The 16,788-nt window shown below is 56.9% G+C and carries 12 protein-coding genes; 8 read left to right on the top strand and 4 right to left on the bottom strand.

Annotated elements, in window-relative coordinates:
- Positions 1-178 precede the first annotated feature (178 nt).
- Positions 179-1,021: a hypothetical protein gene (locus tag AC07O2_RS12825; RefSeq protein WP_495076131.1), complete on the bottom strand. Its 843-nt coding sequence runs from the start codon at positions 1,019-1,021 to the stop codon at positions 179-181.
- A 15-nt stretch (positions 1,022-1,036) separates the two neighbouring features.
- Here AC07O2_RS12825 and AC07O2_RS12820 point away from each other — a divergent pair, with 15 nt between their 5' ends.
- From AC07O2_RS12820 to AC07O2_RS12795, 6 genes are all read left to right on the top strand, one after another.
- Positions 1,037-1,903 (top strand): M15 family metallopeptidase, encoded by an 867-nt coding sequence (locus AC07O2_RS12820; RefSeq protein WP_495076130.1) that lies wholly within the window; start codon positions 1,037-1,039, stop codon positions 1,901-1,903.
- Positions 1,904-2,001: 98 nt separating this feature from the next.
- The gene (locus AC07O2_RS12815; protein WP_495076129.1) at positions 2,002-2,265 is read left to right on the top strand and encodes a PAAR domain-containing protein; all 264 of its coding nucleotides are present in this window, start codon (positions 2,002-2,004) and stop codon (positions 2,263-2,265) included.
- 39 nt (positions 2,266-2,304) lie between these two features.
- A complete protein-coding gene (locus AC07O2_RS12810; RefSeq protein ID WP_495076128.1) occupies positions 2,305-3,732 on the top strand; it encodes a hypothetical protein in 1,428 nt (475 codons plus the stop codon).
- Between the two features lie 72 nt (positions 3,733-3,804).
- The gene (gene tssM / locus AC07O2_RS12805) at positions 3,805-7,626 is read left to right on the top strand and encodes a type VI secretion system membrane subunit TssM (protein WP_495076127.1); all 3,822 of its coding nucleotides are present in this window, start codon (positions 3,805-3,807) and stop codon (positions 7,624-7,626) included.
- Positions 7,623-8,609, top strand: a complete 987-nt coding sequence (gene tagF, locus AC07O2_RS12800) for a type VI secretion system-associated protein TagF (protein WP_495076126.1) — start codon at positions 7,623-7,625, stop codon at positions 8,607-8,609. Before tssM ends, tagF begins: the two co-directional genes overlap by 4 nt.
- A 4-nt stretch (positions 8,610-8,613) precedes the next feature.
- On the top strand, positions 8,614-9,390 hold the full coding sequence (locus tag AC07O2_RS12795; protein ID WP_495076320.1) for an OmpA family protein: 777 nt from the start codon (positions 8,614-8,616) through the stop codon (positions 9,388-9,390).
- A 27-nt stretch (positions 9,391-9,417) separates the two neighbouring features.
- On the opposite strand, the gene tssA is transcribed toward AC07O2_RS12795, so the two are convergent.
- Entirely contained in the window at positions 9,418-10,479 is a 1,062-nt protein-coding gene (gene tssA / locus AC07O2_RS12790; protein WP_495076125.1) for a type VI secretion system protein TssA, read from the bottom strand.
- A gap of 103 nt (positions 10,480-10,582) precedes the next feature.
- Positions 10,583-14,065, bottom strand: coding sequence for a transcription-repair coupling factor (mfd, locus tag AC07O2_RS12785; protein ID WP_495076124.1), 3,483 nt, complete (start codon positions 14,063-14,065; stop codon positions 10,583-10,585).
- A gap of 82 nt (positions 14,066-14,147) precedes the next feature.
- Here mfd and ispD point away from each other — a divergent pair, with 82 nt between their 5' ends.
- Both ispD and ispF read left to right on the top strand, forming a co-directional pair.
- Entirely contained in the window at positions 14,148-14,882 is a 735-nt protein-coding gene (gene ispD / locus AC07O2_RS12780) for a 2-C-methyl-D-erythritol 4-phosphate cytidylyltransferase (protein WP_495076123.1), read from the top strand.
- Complete coding sequence (gene ispF, locus AC07O2_RS12775) at positions 14,882-15,355, top strand: 2-C-methyl-D-erythritol 2,4-cyclodiphosphate synthase (protein ID WP_495076122.1); 474 nt, start codon at positions 14,882-14,884, stop codon at positions 15,353-15,355. The genes ispD and ispF overlap by 1 nt, the downstream gene beginning before the upstream one ends.
- On the opposite strand, the gene AC07O2_RS12770 is transcribed toward ispF, so the two are convergent.
- Entirely contained in the window at positions 15,344-16,687 is a 1,344-nt protein-coding gene (locus tag AC07O2_RS12770; protein ID WP_495076319.1) for an ATP-binding protein, read from the bottom strand. The genes ispF and AC07O2_RS12770 overlap by 12 nt on opposite strands.
- Positions 16,688-16,788 lie beyond the last annotated feature (101 nt).

Here is a 16,788-nt window from a genome sequence, read left to right as displayed (position 1 = left end):
TCTGCGCAGTTGATTGATTTTCCTTACAGCTATTGTGTGGCGCCCAGCAGAAGACGTTTGTTGCGCGGAGTACTGCAGCTCGTTAGTCCCCATGCCCGTAGCGCTTGGTACCGGGAGATGATTCAGAGGTTTTCAGATTTGCAGATATGTCGCTATATGGGCTTGTCGCAGACCTGACTTACTTGGCCTTGCATGCCGCTTCAGTTGTATGTCCTGCACATATGCGCTTTTGACACAGTTTTGCTTCGGTTCCACCTAGGCGTTTGCAACGCTTGATGAGTGCGGCCGTGCTGTCCCCTGCACGGCGTTCCACGATGTCTTGTGTGGGCTTTTTTGCAACTCGTTTGGAGGGACTTTGTGCGGCCTGTGGCTCTACTTCGGTATGGGCCACCAGGGCTGAAATCAAACTGACGTCGTTGTCGATTGGGTCCATGGATTTGGAGGGCAGTGGCGGGATGGGCTTGCTGCGTTCTACTGCCACTTTGACGGGTTCTGCACGTTGGGTAGGTTGTGCCGTTACATGTGGCTTGACGGGGGCGGTAATTGGCGTCGAGCCTAATGCAGCACTAATCGTGTTGCTTGGTACTTGGACGCCAGCTTCCAGCAGGTTTGTAAGCGGATCCAGATGGCTGTCCTTTGCATTGGAGGTAGTTGGACTGGAGGATTTTTCATCAACATTGATGATGGTTGCTGCTGGCGGTGCAGCGGCCAGTACGGCTTCGGGCACCGCTGGCGCTGAGGGCGCAGTCGTTGCAATAGGCGGTGTTGTGGCCGAGGTGTATTTATCTACCGTTGGTGCATTTGATCCCGTGCGGTTGATGAGCCCCCACGCAGCCGTAATGGCAACACCACCTAGTAACAACCAAACCAAACTTTTCTTCCCCAAGTTTGAGGAGGAATTCTGACGCTCCTTTGCGGAGACGCTACCAAGAATACGCGCATGCTCCTTGTCATTTGACTCGGTTGCAGAGAGAAGACTGGGCCGACTAGGGCTGGACTTGGGCTGTTCAGGGTGCTGCAAAATGCATGTTCCTCATTGATCTACATTGCAAGGCTTTTAGTGCTTTTCGTCACTCTTGGTGTGTGCTTCTTATTGGCTTGTTTTATTGCCTGGATGATTCTATTCACGTCAGGACGCGATACGGTGCTACGGCAAGTTGAAGGTATGGCCGCAAAGTGCGTGCACAGCATACATCGTGGGCTGCGTTCTAAAGACCGTGCCGTGGGTCAGTTGGGACTGTCTTTCCATGCTGCATTAGTGGGACTGGCGCGCAGCTTTCAACGGCATTCTTTGCTATGGGCCGGAGGGCTTTTTTTAATTTTGCTTCCGCCATTTGTGGCATTGCTTTTCAGTGACAAATCCATGTTGCAAGGTTTTGATGATTCCAGCCGCAACGCGAACGTGCAGGTGTCGGAATTGCTGCGGGGCGAACTACTGGTTCCACCGCCACCTTTGCCTCCAGACTTTTTTACGTCACAAGAAGTAACAATGGTGCGGCCTATGTTGGTTTCGGCAAGTCGCAACTGGCAATTACTCAATAGTGAGTACACCCAGCGGCTGCTGCTGGTGTTCAAAATCATGAAAGAAAAATACGATTACGACATGACAATTTTGGAAGGTTATCGCAGCCCTGAACGACAGAACATGCTTGCAGCATTGGGCCCCAATGTGACCAATGTCGCAGCATTTCAAAGCTACCATCAGTATGGCCTTGCTGCCGATTGCGCTTTCATGCGCTATGGAAAATTGGTGATCAGTGAAAAGGACCCATGGGCCATGCAAGGCTACCGTTTGTATGGCGAAGTGGCTGAGTCGGTGGGGCTGACCTGGGGTGGGCGCTGGAAGATGATGGATCTGGGTCATACCGAACTGCATTTGCCCGGCGTTCTGAAGAAACCATGAAGACTTCTGAAATCATCTCGTGTGCTCTAGACGCCACGTTGTGCCAGATAGACTAAGACGTTAATAGAAGATAGAAGATAGAAGAACAAGGAATTCAAATGGGAAAGGCATTTATTGTATTAGGCGACAAAACCTCGCATGGCGGGACGGTCGTGTCTGCATCGGGCCAAACTGTTACTGGTGGCGTTGGTGTGGCGAGGATTGGCGACAAGGTAACCTGTCCTATCAAGGGGCACGGCGACAATCAAATTGTGAGCGGTGACGCCATGCTGATTGTGGACGGTGCGCCGGTAGCGCGTGATGGCGACAAAACTGCTTGCGGCGCTACCTTGATAGCAAGCCAAGGCTTAACTACATCTTGAGCTCAAACGCATGCCGATTGTTTTGAGAGTGGGTTGCTGATGCTGGCTTGGTTCAAGCGCAGCGCACTGGTGGTGCTGTGCTTCGTCGCAGTGTGGTTGCTGATGGTGGTGTACTGGCGTAACAACCACAGAATGCCGGCAGCTTCAGAAGCTGTCTTGTATTTGTTTGTATTGCCTGCAGCTTTTTTGTTGTGTGTTTGGCTGTTTCGCAAGTCAATGGCTTTAGTGGTAGCCCGCGCAGAAAAAGCGACAGTCGCCGCAGCGTCTGCGGCTGCCGTTCATCCTGCTGTGCATGCGGATAACTCTGCGGCAGAACGTGATTGGCATTTGGCGGTTCTGGCCACTGCTTTGCGGTCGCCACATGGCGCATCCGCTGAGGAGTTGGCGGTTGCCTTGAAATCTCAGGATATACGTTTGCAACTGGATACCGAGTTAACCACGTTGGATGGTTTCCCAGTTAAAACCGGGCGCATCACCGATCTAGACAGTGGTGCTGTTTTGGATGCAGTTACGTCTTGGCAAGGTGCTGCTCACGAACCTGTGCAGAACTGGTCGGATGAGCAGTTGCGTGCCTTGAGCATGGGTACTGATGTGTTGCAAGAGCTGCTGCCGCAGTTGCTTTCTCACCCGCATCTTGCCGCTTACATCCAGAGTGCAAAGACGGGGTCTGCCGTGCGCGATGGCGTGGTTTTGCCAATGCTGCAGTTGCTGGCGTTTTGGCCCCATCGTTGGACGGACGAAATGTGCCAGGCGTCGTCAAGATGGTTCAAGCACCAGTTGGTGCAGCATGGCTGGCCACTTGAAAAACTGGAGTTGGTGGGTACGACTAAAGCAGAACCCTTGGCGCAGTTGGATGCAGTGCTGGTGCAGGCCCATCGTCTCGCTGCGCCATGCCTATGCGTGGTTGTTGCGTGTGAATCCTGGATAGGCGAAGAAAGTATTCTGGCCTGGGATCAAGCAGGGCAGCTGCGCAAGGCCAAGGTCGAGTCGGGACAGACACCAGGAGAGGGGGCCGTAGGCTTTTTGTTGGCCGACATGCAGCAGGCGCAGTTGCTGGCTGCCGGTGCTCCATACGCCAAAATGCACCGTGTGGCTTTGGGGCGCAGAGATAAATCGGCAGATGCAAGTGGGCGAATCAGCGGCGAATTGTTGGTGCAACTGGTACAAGATGCCATTCAAGCGGCGGGGATTGCGCCTGAGAAGATAAGTTTGATTGCCAGCGATGGAGATCACCGTCGGCTGGCGGAACTGTTCAGCCTGGAAGCCAGTGTGTTTCCTGATCTGGACTTTCGCAGCCAATGTTTGAAAGTAGCTGCAGACTGCGGCAGTGCTGGCGCTGTATCTAGCTTGACTGCGCTGGCGTTGGCGCACCATGAAGCAAGTGTAGAGCAAGGCATTGCCTTGTGTATTGGCTGCCAGGACGCTTATGAACGTGTGGTGATGGTCGTACAGCCTTGTACTCCCTGACCCGTCGAAACGACTGTGTCGTAGACGCCATTGGCGTTTCGCACTAGTCCCAACAATGACATTGACTACAACATGCAACGAATCTGGCAGTTTTTGACCAACACGAACACGTTGGTGGTAATTGGGTTCGCCGCACTGGCGGGCTTCTTGTTTTTGGGTGCCAGTACGATGCAGCTGGCGGCAATTTGGGCGGTCGGCTTGTTTTTGATGGCGCTTGGTCTATGGCTGGCTTTTCAGCTTTTCAAGCGCTGGCGCGCCAAGCGTGCAGCCGGACAGCTAGGCGATATGCTGGAAAGCCAGGCTGATAAATCGGTGTCTAAAAGCAGCAATTTCCAGCGTGATGAAGTTGAGCTTATCCGCAAGCGCATGTTGGATGCGATCAACACCATTAAGACATCCAAGCTGGGTTTGCGCTCGGGCGCTGCTGCTTTATATGAGCTGCCCTGGTACATGGTGATTGGCAATCCGGCAGCTGGTAAAAGTACGGCAATCGTCAATTCAGGCTTGCAGTTTCCGTTGGCAGACAAGCACGGCAAGATCATTCAGGGCCTGGGCGGTACACGCAATTGCGATTGGTTTTTCACGACAGATGGCATATTGCTGGACACGGCTGGGCGGTATTCGGTGTATGACGAAGACCGTGCGGAGTGGTTTAGCTTTCTGAGCCTGCTGAAGAAAAACCGTAAGCAGGCGCCTATTAACGGCATCATCATGGCGGTAAGCATTGCCGAGTTGGTTGGCAGCAGGCCAGAAGCCGTGATTATGCTAGCGCAGAATTTACGTGCACGTGTACAGGAGTTGACCGAGAGACTGGAGGTGTTTGCGCCGGTCTACGTTATGTTCACCAAGGCGGATTTGATCACTGGATTCAATGAGTTCTTTGCCGGTAGCGAGCTGTCTGAAAGTGAGCGTGTTTGGGGTGCCACCATGCCTTATGCACGCTATAGCAGCGGCCAGGAGATCGTCAATTTCTTTGATACCCGGTTTGACGAATTGCATGATGGTTTGAAGGATATGAGTTTGGCCAGCATGTCCATGAGTCGGGGTGAACGCCTGCCCGCAGGCGTGCTGACTTTTCCCTTGGAGTTTTCTTCTATCAAGGGGGTTTTGCGATCCTTCATCACCACTTTGTTTGAGGAAAATCCTTACCAATTCAAGCCCGTATTCCGTGGCTTCTATTTCACGAGTGCCTTGCAAGAGGGGAGTGCCTCTGGCTCCTCGGCGCAGCGCATTGCCGAACGGTTTGGTTTGCAGTTGCGCCCTCAAGAACAGACTGAAGTGCGGTCACAGCATGGTTTCTTCTTGCTGAATTTGTTTAAACAGGTGATCTTTGCGGATAAGCAATTGGTTGCGCAATATGCCAGCCCTGCCAAGACACGCATGCGTTATGTCGCGTTCTTTGTTGCAACAGCTTTGGTTGGCCTGGCATTGGGCGGCTGGAGCTGGTCCTATGTGGGTAACAAACAGCTCGCCGCGAATGTACAGGCAGATCTGGACAAGGTGGTAAAGCTGCAAGACAAACGGTTGGATCTGCAGTCGCGATTCGAGGCTTTGGAAATTTTGCAAGATCGGATCGAGCAGCTCAGCAAGCTTCACGCAAGCCAGCCTTTGTCAGTTGGTCTAGGGCTGTACCAGGGGGACCTGCTGGAACGCAAGCTGCGCGAGGAGTACTACGCCGGCATCAAGGAAGTCATGCTGAATCCGGTAGCAGCGAATATCGAGGCCTATCTCAGCGAGGTCAATGCTGGCGCCGACAAATTGGAGCCGATGTCACGTCCTCCCCAGTTTGCCAACGTGTCCACCACAGACAAGCAGGCAGGAGCTGCACAAAGTTCACAACAATACAAGGACGTCTCGCCTGCCAATGTGGAAGACGCTTACAACGCACTCAAAACTTACTTGATGTTGGGAGACAAGTCGCGAGCGGAAACGGGCCATTTGAATGACCAGATCACCCGCTTCTGGCGCGGTTGGCTGGAGAGTAATCGCGGCAATATGCCCCGAGAGCAGCTTATTCGTAGCGCAGAGCGCTTGATCAGTTTTTCCTTGGAACAGATCAACGACCCATCTTGGCCTGTGATGGATAACAAACTGACTTTGGTGGACCAGACCCGTGAGAGCCTGCGGCGTGTGGTACGTGGCATGCCAGCACGGGATCGGGTATATGCCGAGGTCAAGGCGCGCGCGTCCACCCGCTTTCCCAGTGTCACCGTGGCCCGCCTTGTCGGAGATCAAGACAAGGAATTGGTGCTGGGGAGCTACGTCATTCCCGGAACCTTCACACGCGATGCCTGGGAAAAGTACATCGAAGAAGCTTTCAAGGATGCCGCCAACAAGGAACTGCAAAGTAGTGACTGGGTGCTGAAGACGGCATCCAAAGACGATTTAACCCTGGAGGGCAGCCCCGAGCAAATTCAGAAGGCCTTGGTCAACCAATACAAGACCGAATACGCCAAAGAGTGGCAGAAGTTTGTACAAGGTGTGGCGGTGGCCGACCTGAACAGTTTTGAGTCTGCAGTCACGGCAATGAACCGACTGGGTGACCCCGTTACCTCGCCCATCAACAAGATTGTGACAACGGTTTACCAGGAGACATCTTGGGATAACCCGTCCTTGGTCAACGCAGGCCTCAAGAACGCCCAGTCGGGAGTCATCGATTGGTTCAAGCAGACGGTGCTGGGGCAAGCGCCGGTACCTGTAAACGTCAACCTCAATATGGGAGCCACTGGCGCAGAAATTCCTTTGGGGCCTGTAGGCAAGGAGTTTGCGGGCGTGGCCAAGTTGGTGGTCGTTAAGGATAAGGATGCATCGCTAATGCGCGGCTATATGGAGACTCTATCCAAGCTACGTACCCGCTTCAACCAGATCAAGAACCAGGGAGATACGGGACCTGGAGCAAAGCAATTGATGCAACAGACCCTGGAAGGCAGCAGTTCCGAACTGTCGGATGGGTTGAAGTATGTAGATGAACAGATGCTTACCGGCATGAGCGATGCACAGAAGCAAGCTATTCGTCCCTTGCTGGTGCGGCCGCTGATCCAGGCTTTCGCGGTTATCGTTAAGCCTACAGAGGCTGAAATGAATAAGGTTTGGCTGGCGCAGGTATACGAACCCTTCCAAAAGACTTTGGCAGGAAAGTACCCATTCACGGTGGACTCCAAAATCGAAGCAAATAGCGCCGAGATTGGAGCGATCTTTGGTGCCGATGGCGCCATAGCCAAATTTGTAACTACTTCCATGGGGCCATTGGTGGTGAGGCGTGGCGATACCTTGGCGCCCAAGACCTGGGCCAATATGGGGATCAACTTGTTGCCGTCTGTCTCGGCCAATTTCGCAGGCTGGGTTGCTCCGCAGGCTGCGGCAGGCGCTGCGGCGCAGGCTGGTGGAGCCTCAGATCCGCAAACCGTGTTCCAGATACAACCTTTGCCAGCGCCTGGTACGACGGAATACACAGTGGAGATCGACGGCCAGATGCTGCGGTACCGTAATACCCAGGCCCAATGGACCAATTTCGTGTGGCCGAATGCGCAAGGTGTGCCTGGTGCCAAGATCACGGCGGTGACGTTTGATGGACGTACCGTGGAGGTGGCCAACCAGCCTGGCCGTTTTGGCTTGGAGCGGCTGATTAATTCTGCGACCCGCAAGCGCAAAGATGGTGGCGTATTTGAATTGGGCTGGAGCAATGGCGCAGTGGCCGTGGCGATGGACCTGAAAATTATCAGTAGCTCGCAGGTCTCCGGCGCAACCTCAGACAAAGGCGGAAGTACGCCTACCTTGCGTGGAATGAAGTTGCCCGAAGCTATTGCGGGCGGTACGGCGGCTCCTGCCGACCCGGTTCAGGCTGTGAACCCACCGGTGTCTGTTGCTTCTAGCACTGTAGGAGCCTCGCAATGAGCAGCGCTGCCACTCCTACCAAAATGGGTTACTTTGGAAAACTGCCTTCACGTGGAGACTTTGTCAAAGCTGCAGACAATAGTGCGCTCATCGGCTTGTTGGACGATTGGCTGGCCCAATCAATGGAGCTGTTGTCTGTAGATCCACGCTGGAAGATCATCTACGACGCAGTGCCGCCATTGCACTTTGTTTTCATGGGCCCGCGCAGCAAGCGGGCTGTTGCAGGGCATTTACGCGCCAGCACCGATCAAGCGCAACGGCGCTTTCCATTTCTGACAATGGGCACGATGGATATCGAAGACCCGTCTGCCTTTGTCAAACGTAGCCCATTGATCTTGTCCAGATTGTGGACGCGTCTGGAGTCTTTAACTGCGAGTGCTACGTCGTCTCAGGATCCTGCTGCATCTCTGCAGAGCCTGGCGACTGCGACCGTGGATCTTGAGCTGAATACCGCAGGGTATGACGCAGCCTTCGCTGACTTTCTGGAGATGCAAACTATTGGTGCTTTGGACAGTTTGCTCGCACGTTCTGGCTTCGCTGGCAATGCCCGTCAGCTGATTCTGGCCCTGGGTTTGTTATTGCAGCCTGTCATGGCCAGTAGCTCCAGCCGCTTGGATAAAAGCCTGGTTTTGCCGTTGCCAAGCGATCCCATATATCGGCCATTGGTGGCAACTTTCTGGATGCATTTGATTGTCCCGTTTTTACAGCGTGCTGATTTCGAGCTGGTTTTGTTTTTGACCCAAATCCATGGGAACCCAAGCATGGTTCTAGGTTTTGGCGGTGCATCCGCTCGCACCTTGCATGCGGTGTTGGACCCCCAGGTTGGTAGTGAACAGCATATTGCTTTTGATTCTGCTGACTGGATTGAAGAGCAGTTGGCTGCTGACTATGGTTTGAAGAAGCTGTCCAGCTATTTATCTTTGCCGAATCTGTCTTTGAAGTCCGCACACGATTCGTTTCGTGAAGCGTTTTTGGGAGCTTGATGCCATGCGTCGCCTGTGGTTTTTTCTTTTTTTGATTCCGAGCTGGATCGGCGCGCAAACAGTGGCTCCTCCTGTCGTGACGCCAAATCCTGGTCAGGTTTTGGCTGCTGGCACAGTGCCGGACGAAGCTACCAAATCCAGTGTGTTGGCACGACTGCGCGAGTTATATGGTGCAGATAAGGTGGTGGACCAAATTGCTATAGGTTCTGTCGTGTCCCCTGCCAATTGGAGTACTTATGTGCAGAAAATTATCGGCCCCAATCTCAAGCTGGTCAGCCGTGGTCAGCTCAAGATTGATGGTACGGCCGTCAGCGTGCATGGGGAAGTGGCGAACGAAGCACAGCGTCAACAGGTAGCCAGTGCGATTGCCACCAGCCTCAATCCGACCTATACCGTCAACAATGGACTGCGCGTATCGGCGTCGGAACAGGGCATTTTGGATAGTACTTTGGCCAACCGGATTGTGGAGTTCGAAAGCGGCCAGACGACACTGACGCCTGCTGGTAAGACCATTCTGGACGAGATGGCTCTTGCCTTGCAAAAACTCAAAGACCGCAAGGTAGAAATCATCGGCCATACCGATGACAAGGGCCTGCGGGCCAGCAATCTGGCATTAAGCCAGGCGCGTGCAGACGCGGTAAAAATTTATCTGGGATCTAAGGGCATCAATGTCGCGCTGCTATCCACCTCTGGGCAAGGCCCCGACCGACCCGTAGCCAGCAACGATACGACCGACGGTCGTGCCCGCAATCGGCGCATCGAATTCCGAATTGCGCAGTAAACAGTAACGCTTCAGCCGGTGAGGTTCTTAGTGCCCATCGGCGGGCGGCATCTGCAAACCCAGCAGTTCTTCGATATGCGCCATGGATGCGCTGTCTTTGATGACTGTTTTCAGCCAGGCATGCAAGGGCAAGTCACCCCAGTGTGCAGCCTTTTCTGCCAGATAGGCAACAGGGCTATGGGGCTCCGTTTGTCTAAAGAATTCTGCCACTGCGCGTAGTTGTGCTAAAGCTTGGGTCCGGTTCTGTATGGGGCCATTGCGCATAGTGGCGAGAGTTGTAGTGGTAGGTAGCGGCTCGGTTACTGCGGTTTCAGCTTCTTCAGTAGGAGCGGCTTGGATGCCGATATCGGCCGCAAAGCGGGCGATGGTGCGCATTACCTGGTCCAGGCTATTCTTTGCAGCAGAGAACGTCGGGCCATCCATGCCAAGGCGTGCATCGACCGACTTTTCCATTTGCTGCAACGCGTCCAGGCAGTACTGCGAATCGGCAAGCAGCTCCTCGTAAAATTTGCGCGAGCTTTTGTGCCGAGCTGCTTCTAAGGTGGCCAGCTTTAAGCCTTCTTCCGGACGTCCACCTGCAGCGATGATTTTTTCGGCCTGCACGGCGCGTGTGCGTGCTGATTCAAAATCAGCCAGGGAAAACGCCGAGTCCTTGCCTTCGGTCAGCGGCATCTCGCGTAGCAGCGGTACCGCACGCGCCAGAATCCAACTCAGGTTGCCAACCCGTATGTCCTGGTCGTCATCTTCGGCCAGGGGGTGTATGTCGGCCCAATAGCTATCACATAGGCCGCTAATCAGGCTGAAACCATCGCCCAAGCCACGAAAGCGTTGGGTTTTAGCGCTTGCTTCGGTAAACCATACAGCCAACCGTAGATCTTTGCTTCTGGTGGAGAGCAGCGAAGTACAAAGTTGCACTACTGCATTCCAATCCGCTTCTTTGAGCGTGGTAACCCACTCACCCTGGTCCAGAGTGGGGTCGTCAAAGCGGCGTGCTTGTGCAATGGCATCCAGTTCTGGGGAGAAAGAAAGATCCTCACCGCAAGGGTGTGCATCGCTGATAGGTTGAAGAAGCGAGCTGACGGCCGACATGCTTTTAAGGGCTCCTGACATTGGAGAGTTAAGCCCCTGGCTTGGGGCGCAATGGACTTTTGATTATCTCGGCTTCTGGTCGCTTTTATATGTGACGCATGACCTAAGAAGCGACCGCTTCCACCTGGATGGGCTGCCCCAGGCTACGCAACACATCTCGCACCATCTGCGCGCGGTCTTTGGGCTCGGGCAGTTCGCGTTCAATGCGCAGCTTTTCGTTGCCAGCCAGCTTGATGTGCTTGTTCTTCTGGATCAGCTCGATGATGCGCATGGGTTCGATCGGCGGATTGGTCTTGAAGGTGATGTTGATCACGCCGGGCGCCGCATCGACCTTGACTACGCCATAGGGCCGCGCCAGCACCCGCAGGCGGTGGCCGTCGATCAGGGTCTGCGCCTGGGCAGGCAGTTTGCCGAAGCGGTCGACGATTTCTTCCAGCAGTGCGTCGATCTGGTCGGTGGTCTTGGCCGTGGCTAGCTTTTTGTAGAAGCTGAGCCGCAGGTGCACATCGCCGCAGTAGTCGTTCGGCAGCAGGGCCGGGGCGTGCAGGTTGATTTCCGTCGTGACGCTGAGCGGGCTTAGCAAATCGGGCTCGATGCCGGCTTTCAGGCAGCGCACGGCTTCGTTCAGCATCTCGTTGTACAGCTGGAAGCCGACTTCCAGCATATTGCCGCTCTGGTTTTCGCCCAGCACCTCGCCGGCGCCGCGGATTTCCAGATCGTGCATCGCCAGGTAGAAGCCAGAGCCCAACTCTTCCATCTTCTGGATCGCGTCCAGGCGCTGGCTGGCCTGCTTGGTCAGGCCTTCCAGGTCCGGCACCATCAGATAGGCATAGGCCTGGTGGTGGCTGCGACCCACGCGGCCGCGCAGCTGGTGCAGCTGGGCCAGGCCAAACTTGTCGGCCCGGGCCATGACGATGGTGTTGGCGCTGGGCACGTCGATACCGGTCTCAATAATCGTTGAGCACAGCAGCAGGTTGAAACGCTGGGCCACGAAGTCGCGCATCACGGATTCCAGCTGACGCTCGGGCATCTGGCCGTGGGCCACGGCGATGCGGGCCTCGGGCAGCAGCTCTTCGAGCTTTTGCCGGCGGTTCTCAATGGTCTCGACTTCGTTGTGCAGAAAGTAGACCTGACCGCCGCGCTTCAGCTCGCGCAGCACCGCCTCGCGGATCACGCCATTGCTCTCGGAGCGCACAAAGGTCTTGATGGCCAGCCGGCGCTGGGGCGCGGTGGCGATCACGCTCAGGTCACGCAGGCCTTCGAGCGCCATGCCCAGGGTGCGCGGGATTGGCGTGGCGGTCAGGGTCAGCACATCGATTTCGGCCCGCAGCGCTTTCATCTGCTCCTTGTGGCGCACACCAAAGCGGTGCTCCTCGTCGATGATCAGCAGGCCCAGGTTCGCGAACTTGGTCGATTCGCTCAATAGCTTATGGGTTCCCACCACAATATCCACGCCACCTTCTGCTATGCCTTTGAGAGCAGCGGTGATTTCCTTGCCCGAGCGGAAGCGCGATACCTCGGCCACCTTGACCGGCCATTTGGCGAAGCGGTCCACCAGGGTCTGGTAGTGCTGCTCGGCCAGCAGGGTGGTGGGCGCCAGCAGCGCCACCTGCTTGCCGCCGGTGATGGCGATGAAGGCGGCGCGCAAGGCCACCTCGGTCTTGCCGAAGCCGACATCGCCGCAGACCAGACGGTCCATGGGGCGTGGGCTGATCATGTCCTGGATGACGGCATGGATCGCGGCCTTCTGGTCGGGTGTTTCCTCAAAGCCGAAGTCGTTGGCAAACACCTCGTAGTCGTTTGGCGAGTAGCGGAACGCATGGCCTTCGCGGGCCGCGCGGCGGGCATAGATGTTCAGCAGCTCGGCGGCCGAGTCGCGTACCTGTTCGGCGGCCTTGCGCTTGGCCTTTTCCCACTGGCCCGAGCCGAGGCGGTGCAGCGGCGCCTCGTCGGCGCTGACGCCGGTGTAGCGGCTGATGTGCTGCAGCTGGCTGACCGGCACGTACAGCGTGGCCTTGTCGGCGTATTCCAGGAACAGAAATTCTTGCAAAACCGGGGTGCCGTCGGCGTTCTTGCCCTGGCCCAGGTCCAGGTGGACCAGGCCTTTGTAGCGGCCAATACCGTGGGCCGAGTGGACCACCGGGTCGCCCAGGCTCAGCTCGCTCAGGTCCTTGATCAACGCCTCGACATCGCTGACCTGTTCCTGCTTCTTGCGGCGGCGCGTGGTCGGGCCGGCGGCGAATAGCTCGGTTTCGGTGACGAAGTCGATGGCCTCGGCCAACCAGCTGAAACCGGTATTTAGCGCGGCGGTGGCGATGCCGACTTTTTCGCTGCTGGTCTGGAAGTCTTCCAGCGAGTCGAAGGCCGGCGGGTTCACCTGGCTGGCGCGCAGCAGGTCCAGCAGACTTTCGCGCCGGCCATTGCTTTCGGCCAGCAGCAGCACGCGGTGCGGCGTGCGCTGGATGTGCATCTTCAGCTGGGTCAGTGGGTCTTCGGCGCCGCGCGCCACCGACAGCACCGGCAGGGCTTCGAAACCGGTATCGCTGCTGCTTTCCACCGTGCGCAGCGCCAGCTGGGCGTGCTGGTTGGTCAGCGCGTAGAACTGCTCGGTGCCCAGGAACAGCGCCTCGGGCGGCAGGGCCGGGCGGTCGATATCGCCTTGCACCAGGCGGTAGCGCTCTTTGGTGTCTTGCCAGAAGCGCAGGATGGACGGCTCCAGGTCGCCGTGCAGCACCACGGTGGCGTCGGCACCGATGTAGTCGAACACCGTGGCCGTGTCTTCAAAGAACAGTGGCAGGTAGTACTCGATGCCGGCGGTGGCCACGCCATTGCCCATGTCCTTGTAGATGCGACTCTTGGTCGGGTCGCCGTCCAGCAGTTCACGCCAGCGGCTGCGGAACTTGGCGCGGGCGTCGTCGTCCATGGGGAACTCGCGGCCCGGCAGCAGGCGCACTTCGGGCACCGGGTACAGGCTGCGCTGGCTGTCGGGGTCGAAGGTGCGGATGCTGTCGATCTCGTCGTCAAACAAGTCCACCCGGTAAGGCACCTGGCTGCCCATGGGGAACAAGTCGATCAGGCCGCCGCGCACTGCGTATTCGCCGGGGCTGACCACCTGGGTCACGTGGCTGTAGCCGGCCAGGGTCAACTGGGCCTTCAACTTGGCTTCGTTCAGCTTCTGCTTGGTCTTGAACTGGAAGGTGTAGCCGGCCATGAAGCTGGGCGGCGCCAGCCGGTACAGCGCGGTGGTGGCCGGCACGATGACCACGTCGGCGCCGGTGTCCTTGTCGCGCTGGCTGATGCGCCATAGCGTGGCCAGGCGCTCGCTGATCAGGTCCTGGTGCGGCGAAAACGTGTCGTAAGGCAGGGTTTCCCAGTCGGGGAACATCGCGCAGCGCAGACTCGGCGCAAAGAAGACGATTTCTTCCATCAGCCGCTGGGCGTCGCTGGCGTCCGAGGTGAAGATCGCCGTCAGCGCACCCTTGGCTTTTTCCCGCAGGGCCAGTTGGGCCAGCAGCACCGCATCGGCCGAGCCTTGGGGCCGGGGCAGGGTGAAGCGTTTGCCGGGGGTAAGTTTGGGGAGGTCCATGGGCTGCAGTAGGCTTTGATTCTGGAATGCAAAAACACCCCCCGGCGCGAGGGCGGGGGGTGTGGATGAGGCTGATTTTAGAATGCAGGCAATGTCTACCGATACCTTACCTGCAGTACCCCGTTTTTTTGCCCTGATTCCTTGTGCTGGTGTGGGCAGCCGAGCCCTTGTAGCCGGTGCCGCGCCAACCCCAAAGCAGTACCAGCTTGTTGCTGGCCAGCCTATGGTGATGCATACCCTGGCTGCCTTTGCCAGCGTGCCACGGATTACCGATGTGCTGGTGGTGGTGGCGATGGGGGACGACTTTTTTGAGCACCAAAGTTCAACCTGTGTGGTGTCTGATTGCGGTGGCGCGACCCGGGCCGAATCGGTTTTCAATGGCTTGCACGATCTGTTTGAGCAAGGCGCTCAAGGCCATGACTGGGTACTGGTACACGACGCTGCGCGCTGCCTCATCACTCCGGCGCAAATTAATGCACTGATTGATGCCTGTGAATCGGATGCCGTGGGAGGCTTGCTGGCGCACAAATTGGCCGACACACTGAAAAGCGAAGACCAGGGGCGTGTGGCGAGCACTTTGCCGCGTAGCGATAAATGGTTGGCTCAAACACCGCAGATGTTCCGCATTGGTATGTTGTCACAGGCGCTGCAGTCCGCTGGGGCCGAGGTGACGGACGAGTCCAGTGCCATGGAGTCCATGGGCCTGGCGCCCAAACTGGTGCCGGGCAGTGCCCAGAATTTCAAGGTAACGTACCCTGACGACTTTGCGCTGGCTGAGGCTGTGCTGCGCAGTCGTTTATCTTCCAGGAGTTTTTAATGCAGTTTCGGATTGGAGAGGGCTGGGACGTCCACGCTCTGGTAGCTGGGCGTAAGCTGATATTGGGTGGCGTTGAAATCCCCCACACCATGGGGCTGCTGGGCCATTCGGATGCAGATGCCTTGCTGCATGCCATCACCGATGCGGTACTGGGCGCCGCTGCGCTGGGCGACATCGGCACACATTTTTCAGATACCGACCCGCAATTCAAAGGTGCCGACTCTATGGTGTTGCTGGCCGAGGCTGTGCGCCGTGTACAGGCCAAGGGTTATCGCATTGGCAATATCGACAGCACCATCATTGCCCAGGCTCCGAAGATGATGCCGCACATTCCAGCCATGCGTGAACGCATTGCTGCAGCGCTCGGGCTGGAATTGGATCAGATCAATATCAAGGCCAAGACAGCTGAAAAGATGGGGCCAGTGGGCCTGGGGCAGAGCATCGAGGCCCGGGCCGTCGTACTACTGTACTGAAGATATCCTGGGTTTGTTGGCCCTTTGCAATTTGATATGGGCGGCCAGACCGCCCGAAGAGCTATTGGTCAATTCAAACTCGCCTCCCATACGCTGTATGGCCTTGTCCACAATCGACAAGCCCAGACCGGCCCCAGTGGCGGCGGTACGGGCAGTATCGCCCCGGAAGAAGGGTTTCAGCAGGTTGTCCAATTGTTCGGGGTTTACGCCCTGGCCGTGGTCGCGCACCTTCAGCAGTACCCAGTCATCACGTGATTTGGCGGCAATGTCCACTTCGGCAATGCCGGAGCCTTCGGATTTTCCGTAGCGGCGTGCGTTCTCCAGTAGGTTGGAGATCACACGTGTCAGTTCCACCTCGTCGGCCAGCACCATCAACGCCTCGTCTACATTGAGGTTGATGCGCATATCCTCGTACTCGCGCACGGCATACAGGCTGGACTCGATCACCGCATTCAGCGACACCATTTTGAGTTCCACATGGTCTGGGCGTGCGTAGTCCAGGAATTTATCGATGATGGCATCCAGTTGCTCGATGTCGGCCACCATATGTTCACGGGCGTCGTAGTCGCCCACGCTCATTTCGGTTTCCAGGCGCAATCGTGCCAGCGGCGTGCGCAGGTCATGCGATATGCCGGCTAGCATGACCACGCGGTCCTGTTCAATCTTGGCCAGCTTTTGCGCCATGCGGTTGAAGCCGATATTCACCTCGCGGATTTCACCGGTCACGCCGCGTTCATCCAGGTGGCTGGCGTCAAAGTCACCTTCGCGCACGCGGCTGGTGGCGAACGACAACTGCTTCAACGGGCGGTTAATGAGGCGGGCAATCAGGGCTGCACCAGCCAGGGACAGGCCGCCGATGGTCAGCAGCCAGATCACCCAGGTTTTGTTGCTTGCGGGATTGAAGCGCTCACGATCAAGCTGCAACCAGTTGGGGTCGCCATTGATTTGAAAGCCAATCCATAGGCCTTCAACTCCGTTGACGCTGCGCGCTACAACAGTCGCCGGGCCCAGTAGGTTTTTGAGCTCTTGTGCGATGCGCTCGCTCAGGCTGTCGTGGTCAAAGGGTTGAAACTGGTCGGTGGGCTCACGCGGCAGGATGCGCAAGCCTTCTTGTTCGGCCATCGCCTTGATCAGAGAGACACGGGCTATCGGGTCGGTATGCAGCAGCGCTGCGCGGCTGAGGTTGACTTGTGAGGCGATCTGCTGCGCGGCCTGGATAGCACGTGGCGCAAAGTCGAGCGCCCGCAGTGTCATCAGCCAAGCAAGCATGCTGCCCATGAGCAGCGCCGCCAACAAAAAGAAGGTACGCCAGAACAGGCTGACGACGACCATCTGGCGTGACAGGTGTGACTTTTTGGTGCGCGTTTCCAGCGGCGCAGGAGCACTGGCGTCGATCTGGTTGGACCCGCCAGCGCGGTAGCTGGAAGACTGGC

The sequence above is a fragment of the Rhodoferax sp. GW821-FHT10B06 genome, from assembly GCF_059415605.1.
The sequence above is the reverse complement of the archived record's forward strand: the minus strand, read 5'-3'. Positions and strand labels throughout refer to the sequence as shown.